This window comes from Rhizobium sp. FG113, from assembly GCF_057809895.1.
Window position 1 is genome coordinate 320,524 of sequence record NZ_JBMDKV010000004.1, and the last position, 25,652, is coordinate 346,175.

Below are 25,652 nucleotides of genomic sequence, written 5' to 3' on the forward strand. Positions count from 1 at the left end.
TTCAGCGCCCAAATCGCCTCATACGAAGCGGATCATGGGGTCGGAGAATGTGCCTCAAGTATCTCCAGCGCTGGCGCCGCTAAAACCCCGCGAAACTGCCTCTGGCTTTAGCTTTAGTTCAGACTTTAGTGTAATTATACCAATCAAATTTTACGGCAGAGCGCCCACTCTGTTTGCGAAGCATTGTCTAAAGGTCTCAGGGAATATCATGCGCACAGATACCGGCCAGGTCATCAATCTGGCAGATTACCGCCCCACCGATTTCGTACTCGAGCGCGTGGATCTGACGTTTGAACTGGACCCGACCGCGACCAAGGTAGATGCCCGCCTGATCTTCCATCGCCGCAAGGGCGCCGATCCCAAGGCGCCGCTCATTCTCGACGGCGACGAACTCGCCCTTTCCGGTCTGCTCTTCGACCAAGCGGAAATGAAGCCCAGCCAGTATACGGCGACACCAGACAGCCTGACGATCCGCAACCTGCCGAAATCCAAGCCGTTCGAGCTGACGATCACCACGATCATCAATCCCGAGGCCAACACCAAGCTGATGGGCCTCTACCGCACCAACGGTGTCTATTGCACCCAGTGCGAGGCCGAAGGCTTCCGCCGCATCACTTACTTCCCCGATCGTCCCGATGTTCTGGCGCCCTATACGATCACCATCATCGGCGACAAGGCCGCCAACCCGGTCATGCTGTCCAACGGCAACTTCCTCGGCGGCGCCGGTTATGACGAAGGCCGCGCCTTCGCCGCCTGGTTCGATCCACATCCGAAGCCGAGCTATCTCTTCGCGCTGGTCGCCGGCGATCTCGGTGTCGTCGAAGACAAGTTCGTCACCATGTCGGAACGCGAGGTCACGCTGAAGATCTACGTCGAGCATGGCAAGGAAGCGCGTGCTGCCTACGCCATGGACGCGCTGAAGCGCTCGATGAAGTGGGATGAGGAGCGGTTCGGCCGCGAATACGATCTCGACATCTTCATGATCGTCGCCGTGTCCGACTTCAACATGGGCGCCATGGAGAATAAGGGCCTCAACGTCTTCAACGACAAATACGTGCTGGCCGATCCGGAGACCGCGACCGACCAAGACTACGCCAACATCGAAGCGATCATCGCCCACGAATACTTCCACAACTGGACCGGCAACCGCATCACCTGCCGCGACTGGTTCCAGCTCTGCCTGAAGGAAGGCCTGACGGTCTATCGCGACCACGAATTCTCGGCCGACATGCGCTCGCGTCCGGTCAAGCGCATCGCGGAAGTGCGCCATCTGAAGTCCGAGCAGTTCCCCGAGGACGGCGGCCCGCTGGCGCATCCGGTGCGCCCGACCACCTATCGCGAAATCAACAACTTCTACACGACGACGGTCTACGAGAAGGGCAGCGAAGTCACGCGCATGATCGCGACGCTGCTCGGCAAGGACCTGTTCAAGAAGGGCATGGATCTCTATTTCGATCGCCATGACGGCCAGGCCGTCACGATCGAGGATTTCGTCAAGTGCTTCGAGGATTCCAGCGGACGCGACCTGACGCAGTTCTCGCTCTGGTATCACCAGGCCGGCACGCCGCTCGTCACCGCATCCGGCAGCTATGATGCGAGCGCCAAGAGCTTCACGCTGTCGCTTGAGCAGATGGTTCCCGCAACGCCCGGCCAGAGCGACAAGAAGCCGATGCACATTCCGCTCAGCATCGCGCTCTTTGCCGAAGACGGCACGCCGCTCGAACCTTCGTCGGTCGATGGCGCCGAGTATGGCGACAACGTGCTGCATCTGACCGAGCGCAGCCAGAAAGCCACCTTCAAGGGCATAGGCTCGCGGCCGATCGTATCGATCAACCGCAGCTTCTCGGCGCCGATCAACCTGCATTTCGATCAGTCGCCCACCGATCTGGCGCTTCTCGCCCGCTTTGAGACCGATCACTTCTCGCGCTGGCAGGCGCTGACGGACCTCGCACTGCCGACGCTGCTTGCAGCCGCCCGCGATGCGCGTGACGGCAAGCCGGTCGTCGCCTCCAAGGACTTCGTCGAGGCATTGCTTGCGGCAGCCGCCGACGAGACGCTCGAGCCCGCCTTCCGCGCCCAGGCGCTGGCGCTCCCGAGCGAATCCGACATCGCCCGCGAACTCGGCGGCAACAACGATCCTGACGCCATCCACGCCGGCCGCTCCGCCGTGCTGCAGCAGGTCGCCGATGCCGGAAAGAGCGTCTTCGCCGCACTCTACGACAGCATGACCACGCCAGGCGATTTCAGCCCCGACGCCAAGAGCGCCGGTCGCCGTGCGCTCCGTAACAGCGCGCTCACCTATCTGTCCTACGCCGAGAATACGCCTGATCGCGCCAAGGCCGCCTTTGACGCCGCCAACAACATGACGGATCTGATGCAGGCGCTGACGATCCTCGCGCACCGCTTCCCCGATAGCAGCGAGGCGGCCGCAGCGCTGTCCACGTTCCATGATCGCTTTGCCGGAAACGCGCTTGTTATCGATAAGTGGTTCTCCGTCCAGGCGACCATTCCGGGCGCAAAGGCGCTCGATCGCGTGCTGAAGCTGATGGACAATCCGCAGTTCAAGCGCACCAACCCCAACCGCGTGCGCGCGCTGGTCGGCACGTTTGCCTTTGGCAACCCCACCGGCTTCGGACGCGCGGATGGAGAGGGCTACCGCTTCCTCGCCCGCGAGATCCTCGACATCGACATACGCAACCCACAGTTGGCGGCGCGCATCCTCACCTCGATGCGCTCCTGGCGCTCGCTGGAGCCGGCAAGAGCCGAGCATGCCCGCAAGGCGCTGACCGAGATCGCCGAAGCACCGGCTCTCTCCACCGACGTTCGCGATATCGTCGAGCGCACCCTCAAGGGGTGATTTGCGACACGAGGCGGCCGAGCCTGTCGAAGCCGCCTCCCACGCATGCTGGAAAAATCAGCACTTAGAATCGGTTAACAGATTTTTACCTTTTCCTCTGGACAAGGCGAATCACCAATGATTCATTGAGTCAGGTTCGGGCGAGCGGCGCAGCGAATCACGAGGGACAAGGCTCAGAAAATGATGAACGTGCGGCGGGCAACCGTGGCCGAAGGACGGCTGCGTGTCGATTTCGAGAGCTTCCGCGCCTGGCGTGAGAGCTTCACCGGCAAGGCTACCGCGACCTCGCGACCATCATCTTCCCGAAATTACACGCATGCCGAGGCCGTGTTGAAGCGCGCCATTCCTATCCTTATCGTTGCATTTTTGACCGTCGTCGCTGCCTCGCATTTCTTCGGCATGCTCTCCGAACACGACCGCATGCAGGCCGCCGCCCGCCACTCCACGGCGCTCGCCGCCGCCACCGCAGCAGCGGCCTTCGCCGACTCCGCCGCGATCTTCGACAGCGGTAACGCCGCCGAAGGCCAAGCCCGCCTCGCCCGCTTCCTGCCTCAGGACCGGCTCGACGACGACGCCTTCGTTCTGCTCGTGCAATCGAGCGGCAAGGTGTTTGCGGCGTCCGCCGCCGGTGCGGCCTATGTCGGCGCCGGTATCGGCGATTTCTTCTCCGAGGTCTCCGCGATCCGCCGCTTCGGCGACCGCGCGGGCGTGATTGAGACCACCATCGCCGGCCGACCGCATTACGCGCAGATCACGCTCATCGGCGACAGCGGCGGCTATGTGGTCGCGGCGACCTCGCTCGATCGGATCAGCCAGCTATGGCGCGAGGAGCTGACGCTCAACGTCACGCTGTTCGCCGGAATTTCCTCGATCCTGCTGGTCATCCTCTACGCCTATTACATGCAGGTGCGGCGCGCCCGCCATGCCGACGAGATCTTCGTTGAATCGAACCAGCGGGTCGAGACGGCACTCTCTCGCGGCCGCTGCGGCCTTTGGGATTTCGATTTCGACCGTCGCGAGTTCTTCTGGTCGCGCTCCATGTACCAGATGCTCGGCCTTCCAGGCGGCGACGGCAACATGTGCTTCGGCGATGCCGCCCGGCTGATGCACCCCGACGACAGCGGTATCTACGAGATCGCCCGCTCGGTTGCCCGTGGCGACGCCGAGCAGATCGACCAGATCTTCCGCATGCGCCACGCCGCCGGCCACTACGTCTGGATGCGCGCCCGCGCGCAGGTCATCCGCACCAATGCCGGCCAGGTCCACATGATCGGCATCGCCATGGATGTGACCGAGCAGCACCGCCTTGCGCAGCGCTACGCCGAAGCCGACCAGCGGCTGGCGGACGCGATCGAGAGCACGTCGGAAGCCTTCGTGCTGTGGGACAAGAACGACCGACTGGTGATGTGCAACACGCACTTCCAGCAGGCCTACGGCCTTCCCGACAGCGTGCTGGTGCCGGGCACCGAGCGCGCCGCCGTCAACGCCGCCGCCGCCCGTCCCGTCATCGAGCGCCGGATCGCCGATGCCCATGGCAATGGCTACTCGCGCACCAGCGAAGTGCAGCTTGCCGACGAACGCTGGCTGCAGATCAACGAGCGGCGCACCCGCGACGGCGGCATGGTTTCCGTCGGCACCGATATCACGCTTCTGAAGCGCAACCAGGAGCGTCTGCGCGATTCCGAACGTCGCCTGATGGCCACGATCGGCGACCTCTCCTCCTCCCGCCAGACGCTGGAACGGCAGAAATCGGCACTGTCGCTGGCGAACGCCAATTATCTCTCGGAAAAGGAACGCGCCGAGGCCGCCAACAAGGCGAAGTCGGAATTCCTGGCCAACATGTCCCACGAGCTGCGCACGCCGCTCAACGCCATCCTCGGCTTCTCCGAGATCCTGCAGGACGAGATGTTCGGCCCGCTCGGCTCCGCCAAGTACGACGAATATGCCCGCGACATCCATCACAGCGGCCGTCACCTGCTCAACGTCATCAACGACATTCTCGACATGTCGAAGATCGAAGCGGGCCACATGAAGCTTCAATGCGAGACGATCGACCTCGCGCCGCTGATCGAGGAAAGCCTGCGCTTTACCGCGATCCCGGCCAGCGAAAAGCGCATCGAGATCCAGCAGCGCATCTGTGATGGCATGACGCTCAACGCCGATCGCCGGGCGATGAAACAGATCCTGCTCAACCTGCTTTCCAACGCCGTGAAATTCACCGACGAAGGCGGCCGGATCGCGGTGCGCACCCGCCGCACCTCGGTCGGCGTCATGCTCACCATCGCCGATACCGGCATCGGCATTCCGACGACCGCGCTCAGCAAGATCGGCCAACCCTTCGAACAGGTCCAGAACCAGTATGCCAAGAGCAAGGGCGGCTCCGGACTTGGCCTGGCCATCTCACGCTCGCTGACGACCCTGCACGGCGGCCGCATGAAGATCCGCTCGCGCGAGGCGATCGGCACGGTGATTTCGCTGCTGATCCCTGACAGCGCTGCATAACGCTTCGCATGTCGGCGCCGCAAAACCGCTACACACTTTTGCGCGACATGCGCTACGCCTTCACCACCGCCTGAAAGACCTTCCGCACAGTCTTCGAGAGCTGCTTCATCTCCCCCTCGAGGGTCTTGATGTCAGGGCAATCGCCGGCACGGCAGACGAGATCGATCAGGCCCGCCGGCGCATCCTTGGGATCGAAGGGGCCATCGATGCATAGCCGGATGAGCTGTGACAGCTCAGTATAGAGCCCGAAGGCCTCGCTGCAGCTATCGACATCGGCCGATGCCATCAGCGGCGCTCCCAGCTGTTTCAGTGCTTCACCGGTGCTGATGCCATTGACCTTGATGGCAACATCCTTCGTCGGCGCGATCAGCGCCAGATATTGCGCGATGAACTCTATATCGACGACACCGCCGGGGATGAGCTTCAGGTCCCACATGTTGGCCGGTGGTTTTTCCTGTTCGATCAGCGCGCGCATCTCGGCCACATCCTTGGCCACCTTGCGCAGATCGCGCCGCGTCGACAGCACCTCCTCGATCACACGCTCGACATCATCAATCAGGCTGGCATCGCCGCAAATCAGCCGCGCGCGGCTGAGCGCCATGTGCTCCCAAGTCCAGGCTTCCTCGCGCTGGTATTTCGCAAATGAGCTGATGCGGGTGGCGACGGGTCCCTTATTGCCCGAGGGGCGCAGGCGCATGTCGACCTCGTAGAGCACGCCCTCGGCTGTCGGCGCCGACAAGGCGGCGATCAGCCGCTGGGTGATGCGGGTGAAGTAGCGAACCGCGTCCAGCGGCTTGGCGCCGTCGGATTCTTCGGCCGCATCGTCGTAGTCGTAAAGCAGGATGAGGTCGATATCGGAGCCCGCGGTCAGCTCGAAGCTTCCGAGCTTGCCCATTCCGGCGACGGCGACGCGGCCCCCGGGGAACTTGCCGTGCGCCGCCTCGATCTCGGAGAGCACCGCGTTCAGCGCCGCCTCGACGATCAGATCGGCCAAATGCGTGAACGCGCGGCCCGCCATCGCGCCATTGATCGAGCCCGTTAGCAGGCGAATGCCGATCAGGAAGCGTTGCTCGGCGGCGAAGATGCGCAGCCGGTCCAACACCTCCTCATAATACCGCGCCTGCTGCAGCGAGCCCTTGAGGCGTCCCGCCAGATAATCGCGCGTCGGAAGCTCGGCCATCAGGCCTGGATCGAGCATGCCGTCGAAGACATGCGGCCTCGCGGCAATGACCTCTGCGAGCTTCGGCGCCGCCGACATGATATAGACGATCAGCGAGAGCAGCGCCGGATTGCTGCCGAGCAGTGAGAACAGCTGGATGCCGGCGGGCAGGCCCGAGATGAAGCTGTCGAACCTGAGGATTGCCTCGTCGGCACGCTTGCTTTCGCCGAACACGCGCAACAGCTCCGGCGTCAGTTCGGTCAGCCGTTCGCGGGCCTCGACCGATTGCGTCGCCTTGTAGCGCCCGTAATGCCAGGTGCGGATGACCCGCGAAATGTCGGAGGGGCGTTCGAAGCCGAGCTTGCGCAGGGTGATCAGCGTGTCGGGGTCGTCGTTCTGGCCGGTGAAGACGAGGTTGCCCGTCTCCGTCGACAGCTTGGTCTCCTGCTCGAACAGCCGGGCGTAGCGGCGCTCGACGGTCCTGAAGACCTCGACAAGGCGCTCGGAAAAGCTCGGCGTGTCGCTGAAGCCCATCATGTAGGCGATGCGCTTCAGTTCGCCCTCGGTCTCAGGCAGCAGGTGGGTTTGCTCGTCGCGCACCATCTGGATGCGGTGCTCGACATCGCGCAGGAACCAGTAGGCGTCCGTCAGCTCCTCGCAGGTCTCCTCGTCGATCCACTTGGCCTTGGTGAGCTCGTTGAGCGTTTCCTCGGTGGCGCGCGAGCGCAGCGCCGGCATGCGGCCGCCGGCGATCAGCTGCTGCGTCTGGGCGAAGAACTCGATCTCGCGAATGCCGCCACGGCCGAGCTTGACATTGTGGCCCTTGACCGCGATCGCCCCGTGCCCCTTGTGGGCATGGATCTGCCGCTTGATCGAATGGATGTCGGAGATCGCCGCGTAGTCGAGATACTTGCGGAAGACGAAGGGAGTGAGGTCGCGCAGGAAACGGTCGCCGGCCGTGATATCGCCCGCGACTGGGCGCGCCTTGATGAAGGCCGCACGCTCCCAGTTCTGCCCCCTGCCCTCGTAATAGACCATGGCGGCATCGATCGAGACGGCCAGCGGCGTGGCGCCGGGGTCCGGGCGCAGCCGGAGATCGGTGCGGAAGACGTAGCCGTCGCCGGTGCGCTCCTGCATGATACGGACGAGCCGCCGCATCAGGCGCGGGAAGATATCGATCGCGTCGTCGGGATCCGACAGGATGCCCGCCTGCTCGTCGAAGAAGACGACAAGATCGATGTCGGAGGAATAGTTGAGCTCGCAGGCGCCGAGCTTGCCCATGCCGAGCACGACGAGGCCGGATCCTTCGCTCGGCCGCGCGACGTTCTTCAGCTGCAGCTTGCGGGCTTCGTGCGAGGAGAGCAGCAGATGATCGATCGCGGCCGAGACCGTGGCCTCGGCAAGCCCGCTCAACCACGCCGTGGTGGTGCGGCCATCGAAGACGCGGGCGAGATCGGCGAGCGCCAACAGGAACGCCACACGGCGCTTGACCGTGCGCAGGCGGCCCATGATCTCACTCTCGCTCGGTGAGGCGCCTTCGCGCGGCATCCAGGCGTCACGCGCTTCCGCGATCAGCGCCTCCAGGCGCGGCTCGAGCGGCTCGCTGATCGCGATGGTGAGAATGCCGGGATCGATGTTGGCGATATCGCGCAGATAGGGCGAGAGCGTCAGTGCGGCGGAGATGAAATCGCGAAGCGCGCCCTCGGTCTTCAGCATGGCGGCCACGACGGGTTCGTCGGCGCCGATCTTCTGCAGATCATCAAGCACGAGCTTCAATTCTGTCTTGCTCAACGGCTTCAACAGGCCGTCGACCACCTCGCTCAGGCTGTGCGTCGAATTCGTCAGCATGCGCCCTCCCTGGCAACAGGCAGCGAAAGTCGAAGCAGAATCAAAGCCGCTCGCCGCCTGAGGCTAAGTTAGGGTCTGAGACGCAAATGGCCAACAGACAATTCGGGGTAGTGCGGAAACGCCTACTTCAGGGGAAAGACGAGCGTGACGGCGAGCCCGCGATTGGTCGCCGCATCCGGGTCGGTATCGCTGAGTTCCAGCTTACCGCTGTGCAATTCCATCACCGCTTCAACAAGCGACAGGCCAAGGCCCGTACCGGGCTTCGAGCGGCTCTCGTCCAGCCGCACGAAGCGCTTGAGTACGTCCTCGCGCTTGTCTGCAGGGATGCCGGGGCCATGATCGGCGACCTGAAGGCAGATGGCATCCGGACGGCGTGTCAGCCGCAGCGAGACTTCGCCACCCGCCTCCGCACCCGCCGAATACTTCACGGCATTGTCGATCAGGTTGAAGATCGCCTGGCCGATCAGTTCGCGGTTGCCCTGCACCTCGATGCCGGGCTCGATATCGGTGGTCATCGCAAGCCCCGCCTCGTCGGCCACCGGCTCGTAGAGCTCGGCACTATCGGCGACGATGGCCGAGAGATCGATCGTCGACATCTCAGCGGCCACCGATCCGGCCTCGACGCGGGAGATCATCAAGAGCGCATTGAAGGTGCGTATCAGCTGGTCCGATTCCGAAATGATCCCTTCCAGCGCCACGCGGCGGGTATCGGCATCCGGCGTATCGATCGCGTCCGCAGCCTTGTTGCGCAGGCGTGTCAGCGGCGTCTTAAGGTCGTGGGCGATGTTGTCGGAGACCTGGCGCAGCCCCTCGTTCAGCTTCTCGATACGGCCGAGCATGGTGTTCAGCGACACGGAGAGGCGATCGAACTCGTCACCGGAGCCGCCGACCGGGAGGCGCTGCGAGAGATCGCCGGCCATGATCTTCTTGCTCGCCGCCGACATGCGGTCGATGCGCTTCAGCGCGTTGCGGCCGATGCCGAACCAGATGATGACGGCGCCGAGACCCATGATCGCCAGCGCGACCATCAGCGCCTGCCTGACGAGCACGCGGAACGCTTCCGGCTCGCCGAGGTCCCGGCCGATCAGGATGCGCAGGCCATTGTCGAGCACGTTGATATTGGCGACAGCCATATGCGGCTTGCTCTGGCGTCCCTCCGCATAGCGCTGATAGCGAAACGGCAGGCTGGTCCAGCCCTGCTCGTCGAGCACGCCCGGCTGGACGGACGCGACGTTGCCCGCGAGGATATCTCCCGAGGGACCGGCGATGATGTAGAGATTGGCGCCCGGCTGGCGGGCGCGGCGCTCCATGGTGCGCAACAATAGATTCATGCCGCCATTGTCATAGGCGCGCTGAACCTGGTCGACCTCCTGCTGCACCGCCTCGCGGATCTGGCTGGTGAGCAGCCGTTCCGACATCGCCGTCACATAGAAGACGAGCGTTGCGGCGCAGATGGCGAAGAGCAGGATGTAGAGAGCCGAAAGGCGGACTGCCGTGGACTTGAAGAGAACCCAGAAGCGGTTCATCCGTCATCCTTGATCATGTAACCGGCGCCGCGAATGGTCTTCAACAGCGGCAGGCTAAAATCCTTCTCGATCTTGGAGCGCAGCCGCGACACATGCACGTCGATGACGTTGGTCTGCGGATCGAAGTGATAATCCCAGACGTTTTCGAGCAACATGGTGCGGGTGACCACCTGGCCGGCATTCTTCATCAGATATTCGAGCAGACGGAATTCGCGCGGCTGCAGCGGGATTTCCTTGCCGCCGCGGCGTACTTCGTGGGCGAGACGGTCGAGCTCGAGATCGCCGACGCGGTAGACGACGTCCTGATCGGGCGTGCCCTTGCGGCGGCCGAGAACCTCGACGCGCGCCAGAAGCTCGCTGAAGGCGTAGGGCTTGGGGAGATAGTCGTCGCCGCCGGCGCGCAGACCCGTGACGCGGTCGTCGACCTGGCCGAGAGCGGAGAGAATAAGAACGGGGGTGTGGATGCCCTTGCGGCGCAGCTCGGCGATGACGGAAAGGCCATCGCGGCGCGGCAGCATGCGATCGATCACAAGCACGTCGTAGGTATTTTCGGTCCCCATGAAGAGGCCGCTTTCGCCGTCGCTTGCATGGTCGGCGACAATACCCGCCTCACGAAAGGCTTTCGTGAGATAGGCGGCCGCTTCCAGATCGTCTTCGATGATGAGAATCTTCATGCGGCCGACATTACCCGCCGGCTGTGTTTCGGCAAGGCTCAAAGCGTGATCGTCTTGCTGGAAGGTCATTGTCGTCACCTGCGATGGGTTGACAGGAAGAGCCGCGCGAGCGCGCGACCCTTCTAATTCGATCCGGAGAACCGGGGCGTTTAGCCCTGGTTTTCGACCGGAAGGGCCACGAAGCGGCTGCCTTCCTTGGACTGGATCTGGAACAGCGCGCGGGTGCGGCCATCCTTCTTCGCCTGGTTCAGCACCTTGACCACATCATCGGCCGAGGAGACTTCCTGGTTGTTGACCGAGGTGATCTTCTCGCCTTCCTTGATGCCCTTGTCGGCAGCATCCGAGTTCGGGTCGATGCCGGTGATCTGCAGGCCCTTGCCGTCATCGGCAGGACCAACCGTCAGGCCGAGATCGGCGAGCGCCTTTTCGGATGCCGGGGTCTGTGCTTCCGGTGCCTGATCGCCATCGTCGGTCGAAGCCTGCTGCTGTTCTGCCGGCAGGGTGCCGAGCTCGACCGTCAGGGGCTGAGACTTGCCGGAGCGCCAGATGGAGAGCTCGACCTTCTTGCCAGGCGTCATCGCGCCGATGCGGCGGCTCAGATCACGGGCGTCCTTGACGGTCTCGCCGTTGACGGCAGTGACGACGTCGCCCGCCTTCATGCCAGCCTTTTCACCCGGCGTTCCGGCCTGAGCGTTGACGACGAGCGCGCCGCTGGCTTCAGACAGTCCGAGAGAGTCGGCGATGTCCTTGGTGACCGGCTGGATCTGCACGCCGAGATAGCCGCGCGAAACCTGGCCGTCCTTCATCAGGTCGGCAACCACGTCCTTGGCGGTCGAAGCGGGGATCGCGAAGGCGATGCCGACGCTGCCGCCCGAGGGCGAGAAGATGGCGGTGTTGATGCCGACCACCTGGCCGCTGAGGTTGAAGGTCGGGCCACCGGAGTTGCCACGGTTCACCGCAGCGTCGACCTGGAGATAATCGTCATACGGGCCGGAGCCGATATCGCGACCACGGGCCGAAACGATACCTGCCGTCACCGTGCCGCCGAGGCCGAACGGGTTACCAACGGCAACCACCCAGTCGCCGACGCGGACGTTGTTGTCGTCGGCCCAGTTGACGTAGGTGAACTTCTTGCCCTTGCCGTCGACCTTGAGCACGGCGAGGTCGGTGCGCGGGTCCTTGCCGATCAGCTTGGCGTCGAGCTCGGTACCGTCCTTCATGACAGCGACGAAGGCCGCGCCATCGGAGACGACGTGATTGTTGGTGACGATGTATCCGTCTTCGGAGATGAAGAAGCCGGAGCCCTGGGCGACCGGACGCAGACGACCCTCATGCTGGCCGGGGCCGGGAGGATGCGCGCCGGGAGGGCCACGACGACCCTGCTGTTCGCCGAACTGGCGGAAGAAGGGCTTCAGGGCATCGGGGAGATCATCGAAGCCACGGCCGTTGAAATCGAAGGAGAAGCCATTGTTGCCGTCCTCATCGGAGACAGGCTTGACGCGGCTTTCGACGCGAACGGAAACGACGGCAGGCGAAACGGCGTCGACGACATTGGCGAAGCTCGGCACGGATGGTGCCTCGACCTTGACCGCTTCGGCGTAGGAACGCGTGATTTCGAGGGGGACGCCAGTCGCCAGGACGGCGGTGGCAAGACCGGCAACGGTCGAGGCCTTGAGCACGGTCGACAGTGACGGAGCTTTGATAGTCTTCAGCATAAGACGCACCTTCTTATATTTAAATCCACGGGACCGGCGGTTACCGGATCGGTCGATGGATGAAGATATAGGACGGCACACCTTACTGCGAACTGTCCGAGGCATGAAAAATTCGTAATGTCCGAATTCTTCCGCCTGGAGCGCGTATTTACTTCTTCAGCAGCTCGTTCAAGCGTGCCTGCTCGTCGCTCGTCAGCGCCGATCCGGTCGGCTGGCCGGCATAGCGGCGGGCGAAGACGACGAGCGACAGGCCGCCCAGCACCGCGAGCAGGATCGGAGCGCCCCACAAGAGCAGCGTCTTTGTCTCGAAGCGTGGCTTCAGCAGCACGAATTCGCCGTAGCGGGAGACGATGTAGCTCATCACCTGCTGGTCACTGTCGCCATCGGTAATGCGCTTTCGCACTAGCAGACGCAGATCCTTGGCCAGTTCGGCATTGGAATCGTCGATCGACTGGTTCTGGCAGACCATGCAGCGCAATTCCGCCGAGATCGCGCGCGCACGGCTTTCAAGCGCGGGATCTTTCAGCATCTCGTCCGGGTTGACGGCGAAGGCTGGTGCTGCGGACGCGATCAGGAAGAGAGCCAGAAGGAAGCGACGCATCATTCGGCCGGCTCCATGACAGGCTGCAGCGCCTTTGCCTTGCGGCGCGGCGCGCCGACGCGCAGGCGCCGGTCGCTGAGCGAGACGAAGCCACCGAGCGCCATGACGAGCGCACCGCCCCAGATGCAGAGAATATAGGGCTTCCACCAGATGCGCACGACGATACCGCCGTCATCTGTGGGATCGCCGAGCGAGACGTAAAGCTGGCTCGCGCCGAAAGTCAGGATACCGGCTTCCGTCGTCGGCATCTGGCCGGCGGTGTAGATGCGCTTGGCCGACCAGACGTCAGCCACCTCGACCCCGCCCCTGGCGATGGTGAAATGACCGCGATCCTCGGTGTAGTTCGGACCGGTCGCCTTCTTCATGCCGTCGAAGCGCAGCGTGTAGCCGCCGGCATCGGTCACCTCGCCCTGCTTCATCTGCAGGACGTGTTCGGTCTGGAAGGTGGAAACGGCGACGATGCCAAGCACGGAAATACCGAGGCCCGCATGGGCGAGCGCCGTGCCGAAGGCCGAACGCGGCAGGCCCTTGAGGCGGCGCCAGGCGATGCCAAGAGGCTGCTTGCCGACGCCGGCGCGATACCAGAGATCGGCGATGGCGCCGAGGACCAGGAAGAGGCCGGCCGCGAGACCGAGAACCGACATGACCGGGCCGCCATGCTGGAGATAGAAGAACAGGACGGCGGCGACGAAGGCGAGTGCGGCAACCGCATAGAGCCGCTGCAACGCGCCCAGCAGGTCGCCACGCTTCCAGGCGAGCAGCGGGCCGAATGGCACGATGACGAGCAGCGGCGCCATCAACAGGCCGAAGGTCATGTTGAAGAAGGGAGGGCCGACTGAGATCTTGTCATTGGTCAGCGTTTCCAGAACCAGCGGGTAAAGCGTCCCCGTCAGCACGGTGCCGCAGGCAACCGTGAGGATCAGATTGTTGACGACGAGCGCGCCTTCGCGCGAGATCGGCGCGAACAGGCCGCCGGCCGTCAGCCTCGGCGCGCGGAAGGCAAAGAGCGACAGCGCACCGCCGATGAAGAGCAGCAGGATACAGAGGATGAAGACGCCGCGCGAGGGATCGCTGGCGAAGGCGTGAACCGAGGTCAGCACGCCCGAGCGCACCAGGAAGGTGCCCATCAGCGACAGCGAGAAGGTGAGGATGGCGAGCAGCACCGTCCAGATCTTCAGCGCCTCGCGCTTTTCCATGACGAGCGCCGAGTGCAGCAGCGCCGTGCCGGCGAGCCAGGGCATGAAGGAGGCGTTTTCGACCGGATCCCAGAACCACCAGCCACCCCAGCCGAGCTCGTAATAGGCCCAGTAGGAGCCCATGGCGATGCCGAGGGTCAGGAAGGTCCAGGCGGCGAGCGTCCAGGGGCGCACCCAGCGCGCCCAGGCGGCATCGATGCGGCCTTCGATCAGTGCGGCAACGGCAAAGGAGAAGCAGACGGAGAAGCCGACATAGCCGAGATAGAGCAGCGGCGGATGGATGGCGAGGCCGATATCCTGCAGGATCGGGTTCAGATCCTTGCCCTCGGCCGGCGCCGGATCAAGGCGCGCGAAGGGGTTGGAGGTGAGCAGGATGAAGAGGATGAAGGCGACAGAGATCCAGGCCTGCACCGAGAGTACATTGGCCTTCAGCGTCTCGGGAAGATTGCGGCCGAAGACGGCGACCAGCGCGCTGAAGAGAGCCAGGATCAAGAGCCAGAGCATCATCGATCCCTCGTGATTGCCCCAGACGCCCGAATATTTGTAGATCAGCGGCATCAGCGAGTGCGAGTTTTCCCAGACGTTCTTGACCGAGAAATCGGAGACGACATGCGCATAGGTCAAGACGCCGAAGGAGAAGGCGACCAGCGCGAAAAGAACGACAGAGCCGATCGGACCGACATCCATCATCGCCTGATCCACGCGCCGGGCGCCGATCAGCGGCACCAGAGACACGATGATCGCGGTTGCGAGCGCCAGAATGAGAGCGTAGTGGCCGATTTCGATGATCATTTCGCCGCCTGTTCGTCTTTCCAGAGCCCCTGCTGCTTCAGCCTGTCGGCGACATCCTTGGGCATGTATTTCTCGTCATGCTTGGCAAGCACGGTATCGGCGGTGAAGACATCGCTGCCGCTCTCGAAGGTGCCCTCGGTCACCACGCCCTGCCCCTCGCGGAAGAGATCGGGAAGGATGCCGGTGAAGCGGACGTGAACCAGATCACCCGAGGCATCGGTCACCGCGAAGCGCACCGTCGAGCCAGCGCCCCTGACCACACTGCCCTCGCCGACCAGACCGCCGAGGCGGATACGGGTTCCCGGAGGGACCGGATTGCTGGCGAGATCGGCCGGCATGTAGAAATAGGCGACCGAATTGCTGAAGGCGAACATCACCAGCAGAACGGCTGCGACAATGAAGCTCATTCCGCCGCCGATTACCGCAAGGCGTTTCTGCTTGCGCGTCATTGCATCGTTCCTTGTGTCGCCGCTGCGTCCGCGGGAAGACCGAGTTCATGGGCGAGTGCCACAAGCTGCTTGCCCTTCTCGCCATCAGCGGGGAAAGCCGTCAGCCCGCGCTTCAGCGCCGCCGCCGCGCGGTCCTTGTCGTTCAATACCATATAGGAGCGGACCAGCCGCAGCCATCCGTCGAGATTGTCGGGGTTCTCGGTGAGCTTCGCGTCGAGACTGTCGACCATGCCGCGGATCATCTGCTGGCGATCGCCGCTGTTCATCTGATCGGCCGCCGCCACGTCAGCCTGCGTCGGTCCACCAAGCGGTGCGGCTGCCGTGGCCGGAGCATTGCCCGCAGTCGGCGAGCCGCCGTTCTTTGCGATATGCTCGTTCACCAGCGGCATCCATGGCGCATCGGGCGGTGACTGCTTGGCGATCGCCTCGAAGCCGGCGCGGGCCTCGTCGGCCTTGCCCGCTTGTTCGAGGCCGAGCGCGATGTAGAAGCGGGCGCGCGGGTTTTCCGGCTCCAGCTTCAGCGATCGGGTCAGCACATCGCGCGCATCGTCGGTGATCACGCCGCTAGAGGCAGCGATCAGCGTTTCGGCCAGCCCGTCGAGCCGGGCCGCCGTTTCGCCGAGCAGGCGGATGGCGTTGCGGTAGGCGGTTTCGGCGTCGGCGATGCGCATGGTGTTGAAGTAGATCGGCGCCAGGATGTCCCAGCCCTTGCCGTCGTCCGGATTCTCGGCGAGATGCCGCTCAGCCTTCGCGACAAGGATCGCCATGTCGTTGCCAGGATTCTCCAGGCGCGCCTCGAGAGGCTGCGAGGGCAGATCGGGTCTGCCCATTATGATGTAAAGACAGAGCCCCGTGAGCGGCAGGAGCATCAGCACGAAGACTTCGGCGGCGCGACGGTATCCGCGTCCCGCCTTGGGGGCAGCCGACGTCTCGGCGCTCGATACGGCAAGCAGTCGTCGGCCGATTTCGGCGCGGGCGTACTCGGCTTCCTCGGCGGAAATCAGGCCGCCGGCGCGGTCGCGGTCGAGTTCGGCAAGCTGGTCGCGGTAGACGGCGGTTTCGCCGGCACGGCTATCGCCGGTCGCCTTCGAGCCCCGCAAAAGCGGATAAAGCAGAAGAGCGGCAACGGATGCCGTCATCACGGCCAGGAGAATCCAGAAAGTCATGACCGCCAATTACTCGAAGCGCGCGATCATTCCAATATGCAAAGCTGCGATGACGATGATTTGAAGTAATTTGCCGCACCTTGCCAGATGGGCCTGACATCAACGCTCCGGATCAGCCGAGCGGCGACCAGCTACCGTCGCCATTGCGGCAGGCCGATCCGCGCGCCAGCGTGTCCTTGCCGTCGACGGTGAGCGTGTGGGTGTACTGGCGGCAATTCTGCGAGCCGACCTGATAGGGAGCCGCGGCCACGACCTTGCCGCTAACATTGCGGCCGCTCCAGACGACCGGCTGGCCGACGGCTGCGCCTTCCAGCGCGCGGTACTCGGCTTCGAGCGCCCGCTGCCGGTCGCTGTCGCTCAAGGTCACGCCGGTGCGGCCGACAATGCCGCCCTGCAGGGCTTCGATGATGGTGGCGGAGGCCGACGGCTTCCGGCCGCCGAAAAGGCCGGATGAGGCGCCGCTCTTCGTCGTCTGGCAGCCGGACAGAGCCACGCATGCCACAAGAGAAAGACCAATTATGCCTTTTGAGCGAAGTATCATTCAGTCGAACCCGAACCAGGTGTCAAACGCGCCACAGGTGCAAGCCGCACCCCGCCTTAGGCCGAGGTAAAGCATGCTATGCAAATGTCTTTCTGGCATCAAGCCGCCGATCACGCAACATCCTTTGTGACACCGGGAAGAATAAGGCGCGCCTTCAGCCCGCCCCACTCGCCGCGCGACAGTTCCAGCCGACCCTGATACTCGTTGGCGATCTCGGTGACGATCGAAAGACCAAGGCCGGTGCCGGGCTTGCTCTCGTCGAGACGGCGGCCGCGCTTCAAAGCCTCGCGGATCTGGTCGGGCTCCAGGCCCGGGCCATCATCCTCGACGATCACCTCGACCCAATGGCGGCGGGCGCTGCCCTCCCCGCCCTTGACGTCATCGGGGGCTTCGGTGACCGAAAGCCTGACCTTGTGGACGGCAAAGCGCGAGGCGTTTTCAAGCAGGTTGCCGACCACTTCCTCCAGATCCTGCTGCTCCAGCGCCACGGCCAGATGCGGCGGATTGACGAGGAGGTCGAATTCCTTGTCGACGTTCAGACGGCGCATGACGCGCACCAGCCGCTCCAGCGCCGGCTCGGCGTCGGTGCGGGCGAGCACGGATTCGCGCTGGGCGGCAATGCGGGCGCGGTTGAGATAGGACTGCACCTGGCCCTGCATCGATTCCGCCTGGCTCTTGACCAGTTCGCCATGCGAGCGCTCCAGCACGCGGGCTTCGTTGAGCAAGACCGCGATCGGCGTCTTAAGCGAATGGGCGAGATTGCCGACCTGCATGCGGGCGCGCTCGACGATGCGGCGGTTGCTGTCGATCAACGCGTTGACTTCATTTGCAAGCGGCAGGATTTCGCGCGGGAACTCGCCCTTCAGCTGCTCGCTCTCGCCGGCGCGGATGCGCTCGAGTGCGGCGCGCGCCTTGTCGAGCGGCTTCAGGCCATAGAGAATGGCGAGCGCGTTGACGATCAGGCTGCCGACGCCGAAGCCGGCGAGCGCCAGATAGAGGCTGTGGGAGAAGTTGCGGACATCATCCTCGACGACATCGACATTGCCGGTGACGCGAAAGCGCGCGGCGCGGCCATCGGTATCGAGCACCACTTCGGTCTCGGCGACCTGGATACGGTTCTGCGAGGTGTCGGTGACCTGATAATAGCGCTCGTAGTTCTTGTCGAACGGCGCCTCCAGCACAGAGGGAACGGGGATGGTTGTGGCGCCGAGCGAGGGCGAGACCAGCGGCGGGGCCGTGTAGGTCCCAAGCGGCTCGACCATCCAGTACCAGCCGGTCTTCGGCTGGGCGAAGCGCAGGTCGCCGAGCTGCGGGCTGCCCGACAGCGCACCCTGATCGCCGATCGCCACCGAGTTGATGACGTTATAGAGCTGCGCGCGCAAAAGATCCTGAAAGCCGCGCTCGGCGCTCTTGCGATAGAGCGTCGAGATCAACAGGCCGATTACGACAAGCGCCACGGTCGACCAGATCGTGGTCAGAAGCAGGACGCGTGCGGTAAGAGACTTAATTCGCATTGGTCGGCGCTTGGATGCGGTAGCCGAGACCGCGCACCGTTTCGATCAGATCGACGCCCATCTTCTTGCGCAGGCGACCGACGAAGACTTCGATCGTGTTGCTGTCGCGGTCGAAATCCTGGTCGTACATGTGTTCGACCAGCTCAGTGCGCGACACGACCTCGCCCATGTGATGCATGAGATAGGCCAAGAGACGGTATTCGTGCGAGGTCAGCTTCAGCGCGACGCCGTTGACCACCGCCTTCGAGGTCTTGGTGTCCAGGCGAACAGGGCCGCAGACGATCTCCGACGACGAGTGGCCGGCGGCCCGACGGATGAGCGCGCGGATGCGGGCGAGCACCTCTTCGACGTGGAAGGGCTTGGTTACATAATCGTCGGCGCCTGCATCGATGCCGGCGACCTTGTCGCTCCAGCGGTCGCGGGCGGTCAGGATCAGCACCGGCATGCCGCGGCCGGCGCCGCGCCACTTTTCCAGAACGCTGACGCCGTCGAGTTCGGGCAGGCCGATATCGAGGATGATCGCGTCATAGGGTTCGGTATCACCGAGGAAGTGCCCCTCCTCGCCGTCGAACGCCTGATCGACGACGTAGCCGGCCTCTTTCAGGGTTTCGCTCAGCTGACGATTCAGATTGACGTCGTCTTCGACTACCAGGATGCGCATCGGTCCGCTCTACTCCGCTTTATGTCTTCGATGTCTAAATAGGGCGATTCTGCCTACATCGGAACCTTGACGGTTACTTTACGCGGTCGCTGGCCGTTGCCCTGGACGAGCACGGTGATGATGCAGCTGTCGCCGGAGGGCTGAACGGAGAGCAGCTGCCCCCCGGTCTTCTCGACAACCTGCTGGGCGGCTTCACTGCAATCGCCTGCTACACGCACCAAAAGGTTGTGCGTATTATCCGGTGAGGGCGACGGTACCGTCAGCCAAACGGCCAACGCTGCGACGCTCAGAGGAGAGGCCATGTGCTATGCTTTCAATGGATACCAACTTGACCTGACTATGTACTCAGGAGACCTGAATGGCAAATGAATGCAAGGTAATGTCGGGTCCCTGGGGGTGCCTCAGAGCATGCCCCAAGGCACCCGACGCCGCTGCTGTGGCCGGAAAGGCACGGTTGGCGGCGGCAACCCTGCTACCGTGCCGCCACCGCCCCTAGACTCAAGGCTTGATCGCCGACTTCGCCGTCACCCGGCCATAGACCGCGAGCAGACCACCCAGCGCGCCCGCGATGTTGACGATCGCATCGACGATCTGGCCGCGGTCGCCGGGTGCGATATCCACACCCGTAAAGTGCAAAGCCGAAGCGAGGATCGCAACGACCGCGCCCCAGATGGTCTTCGAGCTGTACCAATTCTTCAAATCAGGCATCGTCCTTCTCCTTCGGTTGAAATGTCACGGCTGAAAGATCGCCCGCGCGGGTAATCCCAGCGGCACACGCTCGCCGAGCTGGCGGACCGTCACCGCAAGGCTCGTCTGCCGCTCGCCGAAATCGAGCATTTCGTCGGCAAGCGGATAGGTCCAATCCGGCGTCCCGACCTCCGCCGCCCGGACCACGATGTCAGCGTCATCAAGCACCTCGACCCGGTAACGTTCGAAAGGCTCGTCGAGCGGGATGTCGGCACCGGTCCAGCTATCGGCATTGTCGCGTCCGCGCCTTGTCCAGGAGATCAGCGCATCGCCGGCATCCTTACGCCGGCAGCGCAGGTGAACCGGGGCGAGCGGCGTCTCTGCGCGCAAGCCGCCCGCAAACACGAACGGCCCCGCCATCGCAAGCGAACCGGCCGCCTCGGCGATCCAGTTGAGTGACAGGCCGGCCTCGTCGCTACGCAGTCCGAGCGGCTTGACCGCGTCGTCAAGCAGCACGACCGCCGCCCCCTCGGGACTGCCCGAGACCATCGCATCCTCGGTGCCCGCAAGCGCGCGTAGCAAGCCGCCGAGCCGCCATCGCCCGGCCGCGATCTCGTCGGCCTGCAGGAAGGACAGGATTTCCCAGACGCCACCCAGTGAGCGCACAGCCAGCCGATTGGCCCCGTTCAGCACCGACATCTCGGCTGCCGAAGACAGCTCGCCATAAGCCAGATCGACGATCAGCGCCTGGGACCAGTCGAAGCGGCCGGTGACGCCGGGTGCCAATGCGGACGCAAGCGTCCCCATCGTTGCCGGACGGTCGAGCACCGCCCTGCCCCGATATCCCTCCGTCGTCGCCGATGACGACAGGCCGACGGTGCGCCACGGCTTGGCGAAGACCGCGCCGCGCGCGAAGCTCGTCGCCGCCTCGCCGTCGAAGCGCGGGAGATCCATGAGATGGACCAGCGGCTTGAACAGGTTCGAGGCGGTGCCGCCGCCATTTCGGCCGTCGGTCACCGCAGGCGGAGCGCCGCCCGAGGATGGCGCAAACGCTCGCGCCTCGATGCGGCGGGCATCACCATCCTCGATGCGCGAGACCAGGAAGCGGCCATCGGGACCATCGGCGAGCGAGACGACATCGCCCGGCTGAACGTCCAGCCGGCCGGGCGCCAGCGAGAAGCGCAGCGAGCGGCGGGCAATTCTGACGTCGCGCAGCAGCGCCTCGGCCGCATCGAGCGCCGTTTCCTCGGCAAGAACGGCGGGCAGATCCTGCTTGATCAGCCGGCTCGTCGCCTGCCCGGCGCGGTGCGAGCGGGCGCTGGCCTGCTCGTAGTCGAGGTCGGGATTGTAGAAGGTCATCACCGCCTCGGCGGCGAAATCGCTGTCGTGGCCGCGCGTCTCTTGCCAAAGCGGTTCATTCTCGCTGTCGACAAGCGTCTCGATCCGCATCGCCGGCAAGCTGGCGCGCGTGCGCGAGCGGAAGCGCAGGAGGCCGGCATCCTCGAAGGCATCGATCTGGAATGCCTGCAACAGCGGCTCGATCAGGTCCCGAGCCGAACCGAGCTCGCCCTTGACGTAACCGATCAGGTCGCCGCTCACCTCGGAGACGTCGAAATCCGAAAAGCCATGGTCGCGCAGCACCGCCGCCACGATATCGGCCAGGGTGCCGGCGCCGAGCCGACCGTTCAGCCAGTGGCCGGTGCGCCAGTTGCCGCCATCGGACCAGACATCCGTTGCCAGCGGAAAGGCCGGGAACGGCCGCGCATCCCAGCACCAGACGAAGAGATGCGAGGGATCGACCATGCCACCAGGCACACCATCGCCGGCCCACCGGAGATGGTGCGCCTCGAGGAAACGCCGTTGCATGCTGTCCGAGCGCATGCCGGTGGAGAAATACGGCGCTCCGCTTTCCACCGACTTCGGGTCGGCGAAGACATTGGGCTGGTTGGCGCCCTTGTCGACGGCGCCGCAGCCAAGCTCGGTGAACCAGACCGGCTTGCCCGACGGGATCCAGGCCGTCGGCTCCGCGCGCTCGGCGCCGCCGATGCGCTCATAATGCGGATTGGCCCACCAAGCGGCGATATCCTTGTAGCGGAAGACCCAGGGCTTGCCGGCGAGGCCATCGGTGATCGGACTGCGCTGCCGGGCTTTGCGGGCATCGCCATCCGCGTAATACCAGTCGAAGCCCTCGCCGGAGCTTATCCCCGTCGTCAGCGCATTTCGATCATCGGCAAGGCGGAAGCCATCGGGGTTGGCGCCGGCGAGATCCTCGTTGCGCCAGTCGGCGAGCGGCATGTAGTTGTCGATGCCGACGGCATCGATATCGGGCGAGGCCCAGAGCGGGTCGAGATGGAAATAGACGTCGCCCGCCAGCCGCACCAGCGCCTCAACGAATGGGAAGGCATCGCCGCCATCGCGCAGCTGCGTCAGGCCGCGCAGTTCGGAACCAATCAGAAAGCCGTCGACCCCGCCCGCAAGACGCGCCAGTTGCGCATAGTGCAGCACGAAACGCCGATAACTCTCCTCGCCACCGAGATAGGCCACATGGCCGCCCGCGATCGTGAAGTCACCCGCCTGCGCATTGCCCGCAAAGGCCTGAACCTGCCCGCGCGCGGCCACCGTACGGTCGGCGCTGGCAGGCCGGCCCGGCGCCGGATCGCAGGTAATGCGGCCGCGCCAGGGATAGGACGCCTGACGCGCGCCGCCATAGGGATCGGCAAGCGCGTTGTCGGCGGGAATGTCCATCATCACGAAGGGATAGAGATAGACCTTGAGACCCCGCGCCTTGAGATCGGCGATCGCCGACAGCACGCTGGCGTCATCGGGCGTGCCGCCATAGGCCGGACCGCCATTGCTGCGGCTGACGAGATGGGCCGCGCCACGCCCAATGCCGGAGACCGACCACGGCCTGCTCTCCTCCGCGCGGCTCGCCACCTCGACGCCGGGCACCACGCGGCATTGGCCGGCGCGCAGATCGGTGCCGAACCACGAGACCACAAGCGCCACGCGCTCGAGATTGGGGCAGAGCGCCATCAGCTCGTCGATCGAGATATCCCAATCGCTCGTGCCGCGCAGGCTGTTGCGATTGAGAATGCGGGCGCTGCCGGCGCCGATGCTCTCCGAGACCTGCGCCAGCTGATAGCCATGCTCGGTGGCGCCGGGGATGATGCAGACGGCTTTTATCTCATTTTCCAGCTCGCCGACCGGTCTCACCACCTCGAACTGCAGCAGCGGAATGCGATTTCCATAGGCATCGAGCGGCAACCGCTCGAAGACGACATAGGCAAGCCCGCGATAGGCAGGCGCGTTGCCCGGCCCCTGCTTGGCCTCGATCAGCGGATCGGGCAGCTGCGTGTCATCGCCGCGATAGACGCGCATCTCGATCCTGGTGAGATCCAGTTCCTTGCCATCGGCCCAGACGCGCCTGACATGCCCGATCGGCCCTTCCGCCAGGCCGACCGCGAGATTGACGAAGTAGCGAAAGCTCTCGACGCGGGTGCCGCCGGTGGCCTTGCCGCCCTGCCGCTCCGTCGCGACCTCCTCCTCGAAGCGCGTCGCCCAGATCAGCGTACCGCCGACGCGCACACTGCCATAGACGCGGTTGATCGCCGTGCCCTCGTCGGCGCCGGGAATGCGGGCGCTCGAAAGATGCGCGCCGCGCACGGTGGAGCGGCCGTTGATCAGCGCGTGATCGACGACGCTGCCAGCAAGAGCGCCCGCCGCGCGACCGATGATCGCGCCGACAGGGCCGAAGACGCTGCCGATTGCCGCGCCGGCGGCCTGGAAGAGGAGCGTTGCCATCTATCTCTCCGGAAAACGAAAGACGCCCGATATGCGCCGGCGCCAGCTCGGCACCAGCGGTGAAGCGACCACCGCCGCCTGCTCGTAGGCATGGATGAACTGTCGTTCGCCGGAGAGGATACCGACATGCTTGGCGGCGAGCTGCGGGCGCCAGCGAAACAGGAGCACATCGCCCGGTCTTGCCTCGACAAGCGGCAGCGGCGGGCCGAAATGCCTGAATGCCGCATCCATCAGCCGATCCCCGCCGCCGCGCTCGGCCCAATCGGGCGCATAGGGCGGCGGGCGCTCCGGCTCGGCGCCGTAAAGCTCGCGCCAGATGCCCCTGATCAGCCCGAGACAATCGCAGCCGACGCCCTTCAGCGAAGCCTGATGCCTGTAGGGCGTGCCGATCCAGCCTTCGGCCAGCCGCAGCACTTCCATTGCAATGTCGGTCATTTGAACAGCGCGCTCCCGTCATGGAGGGTCTCGCCATCGGCATAGGTGTAAGCGAAATCGGTGCCGGGGATGTGCGGGAAACCGCGGAAATTCAGGTGGTTGGCGAACTTCGCTCGACAGGTGGAAAAGGCCTTGTCGCAGCCCGCCGTCAGCGCGATGCGATCGCCCACACTTGGGGTGGCCTCGAGCGGTAGCCAGAGCGTCACCTCCAGCAGACCGTCCTTCACCCCATGCGTCTCGATCTCCAGCCGCTGGCCTTGATTGTCGCCGTCGAGAAAACCGAGCACGCCGAAACGGAAGAAGCTGTCTGCCACGGCGCGGACGCCCGAGAGCACAAGCCGGCTGGCATCCGGTACCGAGACCACCACGCCTTCGGCTCGCATCGCGGGTGCCGAGAGATCGACGCCGCATCTTTGATCGCCAAGCGTCGCGTCGCAGCGCCGGCCATAGACGCGGCCCTGTGGTTCGCCGAGGCGGCTGGCGAAGCTGCGGAGCTCCGCCTGAAACTGACCGGCATCGCGCGTGACGTCGCCGATCTCCTGCACCTTCAGGAGCATATTCTGCTCGGGTTCCGCCCAGTTGACGAGATGGACCTCGACGCGGGCGCCGTCATAGCGGCCGCGCGTCAGATCCTCCTCGGTGATCGCCGCGCTGGAGAAGCCACCGGCGACATCGCTGGTGGCGGCCGGCAAGCCCGCCTCCTCTTCCGCGGCACTGGCGGAAAAGCCGCTCGCCGCCAGGAAGGTGGTGCCCGCGAATGTCAGGTCGTGATCGTGCTCGGTAAACCCAAGCACGACGCCATCGCGGCGCGTCACCCGCCAGGCATGGCAGAGCGTCGTGGCGTCGCCTGCAAGATGCGCGGCGAGCCCGTCCGGAATATGCCTCATGGCATGATCTCCATCAGCGGAATGGTGGGAATGCGCCCGGCATTGAAGGCCGAGAGGTTGACGTCGATGCGCCCGGTCGCGAAACGCACCGGCACGTCGAACAGGAACCCCGCCGTCACCGACGCGCCCTCCGGCGGAATGGCGTCCACCGCGAAGGTGACGATGCCGATCGCGGGATCGCAGGCGAAGGCGGACGACGGCTGCGGCACGCCATCCACGGCGACGAGCACCGAGCCCTCGACGGGCTTGGCAATCCGCCGCGTGCTGCTGGCCCCGGCATCGCCATAGGTCTTGGCGAGCGGGAATGAGACGGTCACGCCGTCGCCGATCCCGATCGGCTGGTCACCGGGGCCGATCTCGGCGCCCGGCCGTGTCGACGTCCAATCGATCGGATCGCGGAAGCGGAAGCCATAAAGCTCACCGCTGCGGGCCTCGAAGAATTCCAATACCTCGTAGAGATCCGCCACCGAGCGCAGGCCGGAGCCCGCATCATAACTGCGGCGCGCATCGCGCCAGCGGCTGTTGCGGCTTTCGCGGCCATTGGAGAGATTGACGATATGGGTGCGCCTGATAGGCCCGCCGCTCGTCGACAGCGACAGGCGGAGCGGAAAGCGCACCTCGTGGAAACCTGACATCATCAC

At 64.6% G+C, this 25,652-nt stretch carries 19 protein-coding genes; 2 read left to right on the forward strand and 17 right to left on the reverse strand.

Going from position 1 to position 25,652, the window contains the following annotated elements:
* The first annotated feature begins 208 nt into the window (after positions 1 to 208).
* Both pepN and ACODTZ_RS14615 read left to right on the forward strand, forming a co-directional pair.
* Positions 209 to 2,857, forward strand: a complete 2,649-nt coding sequence (gene pepN / locus ACODTZ_RS14610) for an aminopeptidase N (RefSeq protein ID WP_489026539.1) — start codon at positions 209 to 211, stop codon at positions 2,855 to 2,857.
* Positions 2,858 to 3,037: 180 nt separating this feature from the next.
* A complete protein-coding gene (locus ACODTZ_RS14615; protein WP_489026541.1) occupies positions 3,038 to 5,359 on the forward strand; it encodes a PAS domain-containing sensor histidine kinase in 2,322 nt (773 codons plus the stop codon).
* Positions 5,360 to 5,411: 52 nt separating this feature from the next.
* On the opposite strand, the gene ACODTZ_RS14620 is transcribed toward ACODTZ_RS14615, so the two are convergent.
* The 17 genes from ACODTZ_RS14620 to ACODTZ_RS14700 form a co-directional block, all read right to left on the reverse strand.
* Positions 5,412 to 8,366 (reverse strand): bifunctional [glutamine synthetase] adenylyltransferase/[glutamine synthetase]-adenylyl-L-tyrosine phosphorylase, encoded by a 2,955-nt coding sequence (locus ACODTZ_RS14620; RefSeq protein ID WP_489026543.1) that lies wholly within the window; start codon positions 8,364 to 8,366, stop codon positions 5,412 to 5,414.
* Between the two features lie 122 nt (positions 8,367 to 8,488).
* Positions 8,489 to 9,892: a sensor histidine kinase gene (locus tag ACODTZ_RS14625; protein WP_047513591.1), complete on the reverse strand. Its 1,404-nt coding sequence runs from the start codon at positions 9,890 to 9,892 to the stop codon at positions 8,489 to 8,491.
* The gene (locus tag ACODTZ_RS14630) at positions 9,889 to 10,566 is read right to left on the reverse strand and encodes a response regulator transcription factor (protein WP_156144896.1); all 678 of its coding nucleotides are present in this window, start codon (positions 10,564 to 10,566) and stop codon (positions 9,889 to 9,891) included. Before ACODTZ_RS14630 ends, ACODTZ_RS14625 begins: the two co-directional genes overlap by 4 nt.
* 149 nt (positions 10,567 to 10,715) lie before the next feature.
* Positions 10,716 to 12,281 carry a Do family serine endopeptidase gene (locus ACODTZ_RS14635; protein ID WP_047513596.1) on the reverse strand — a complete coding sequence of 522 codons (1,566 nt, stop codon included), beginning with the start codon at positions 12,279 to 12,281 and terminating at the stop codon, positions 10,716 to 10,718.
* Positions 12,282 to 12,429: 148 nt separating this feature from the next.
* Positions 12,430 to 12,885: a cytochrome c-type biogenesis protein gene (locus tag ACODTZ_RS14640; protein WP_489026545.1), complete on the reverse strand. Its 456-nt coding sequence runs from the start codon at positions 12,883 to 12,885 to the stop codon at positions 12,430 to 12,432.
* Positions 12,882 to 14,870, reverse strand: a complete 1,989-nt coding sequence (locus ACODTZ_RS14645) for a heme lyase CcmF/NrfE family subunit (protein WP_489026546.1) — start codon at positions 14,868 to 14,870, stop codon at positions 12,882 to 12,884. The genes ACODTZ_RS14640 and ACODTZ_RS14645 overlap by 4 nt, the downstream gene beginning before the upstream one ends.
* On the reverse strand, positions 14,867 to 15,319 hold the full coding sequence (gene ccmE / locus ACODTZ_RS14650; RefSeq protein ID WP_018898871.1) for a cytochrome c maturation protein CcmE: 453 nt from the start codon (positions 15,317 to 15,319) through the stop codon (positions 14,867 to 14,869). Before ccmE ends, ACODTZ_RS14645 begins: the two co-directional genes overlap by 4 nt.
* Positions 15,316 to 16,485 (reverse strand): c-type cytochrome biogenesis protein CcmI, encoded by a 1,170-nt coding sequence (gene ccmI, locus ACODTZ_RS14655; RefSeq protein ID WP_489026548.1) that lies wholly within the window; start codon positions 16,483 to 16,485, stop codon positions 15,316 to 15,318. Before ccmI ends, ccmE begins: the two co-directional genes overlap by 4 nt.
* 112 nt (positions 16,486 to 16,597) lie before the next feature.
* Positions 16,598 to 17,026, reverse strand: a complete 429-nt coding sequence (locus ACODTZ_RS14660) for an RT0821/Lpp0805 family surface protein (RefSeq protein WP_113237404.1) — start codon at positions 17,024 to 17,026, stop codon at positions 16,598 to 16,600.
* Positions 17,027 to 17,136: 110 nt separating this feature from the next.
* Positions 17,137 to 18,540 (reverse strand): ATP-binding protein, encoded by a 1,404-nt coding sequence (locus ACODTZ_RS14665; RefSeq protein WP_047513612.1) that lies wholly within the window; start codon positions 18,538 to 18,540, stop codon positions 17,137 to 17,139.
* Positions 18,530 to 19,201, reverse strand: coding sequence for a response regulator transcription factor (locus tag ACODTZ_RS14670; protein WP_018898875.1), 672 nt, complete (start codon positions 19,199 to 19,201; stop codon positions 18,530 to 18,532). The genes ACODTZ_RS14665 and ACODTZ_RS14670 overlap by 11 nt, the downstream gene beginning before the upstream one ends.
* 53 nt (positions 19,202 to 19,254) lie before the next feature.
* Positions 19,255 to 19,503 (reverse strand): hypothetical protein, encoded by a 249-nt coding sequence (locus ACODTZ_RS14675; RefSeq protein WP_047513615.1) that lies wholly within the window; start codon positions 19,501 to 19,503, stop codon positions 19,255 to 19,257.
* A gap of 196 nt (positions 19,504 to 19,699) precedes the next feature.
* Positions 19,700 to 19,909, reverse strand: coding sequence for a hypothetical protein (locus ACODTZ_RS14680; protein WP_113011113.1), 210 nt, complete (start codon positions 19,907 to 19,909; stop codon positions 19,700 to 19,702).
* 24 nt (positions 19,910 to 19,933) lie between these two features.
* Positions 19,934 to 23,689: a baseplate multidomain protein megatron gene (locus ACODTZ_RS14685; protein WP_489026551.1), complete on the reverse strand. Its 3,756-nt coding sequence runs from the start codon at positions 23,687 to 23,689 to the stop codon at positions 19,934 to 19,936.
* Positions 23,690 to 24,124, reverse strand: a complete 435-nt coding sequence (locus ACODTZ_RS14690) for an NlpC/P60 family protein (RefSeq protein ID WP_489026553.1) — start codon at positions 24,122 to 24,124, stop codon at positions 23,690 to 23,692.
* On the reverse strand, positions 24,121 to 25,011 hold the full coding sequence (locus ACODTZ_RS14695) for a DUF2163 domain-containing protein (protein WP_489026555.1): 891 nt from the start codon (positions 25,009 to 25,011) through the stop codon (positions 24,121 to 24,123). Before ACODTZ_RS14695 ends, ACODTZ_RS14690 begins: the two co-directional genes overlap by 4 nt.
* Positions 25,008 to 25,646: a phage distal tail protein, Rcc01695 family gene (locus ACODTZ_RS14700; protein ID WP_489026556.1), complete on the reverse strand. Its 639-nt coding sequence runs from the start codon at positions 25,644 to 25,646 to the stop codon at positions 25,008 to 25,010. The genes ACODTZ_RS14695 and ACODTZ_RS14700 overlap by 4 nt, the downstream gene beginning before the upstream one ends.
* Positions 25,647 to 25,652 lie beyond the last annotated feature (6 nt).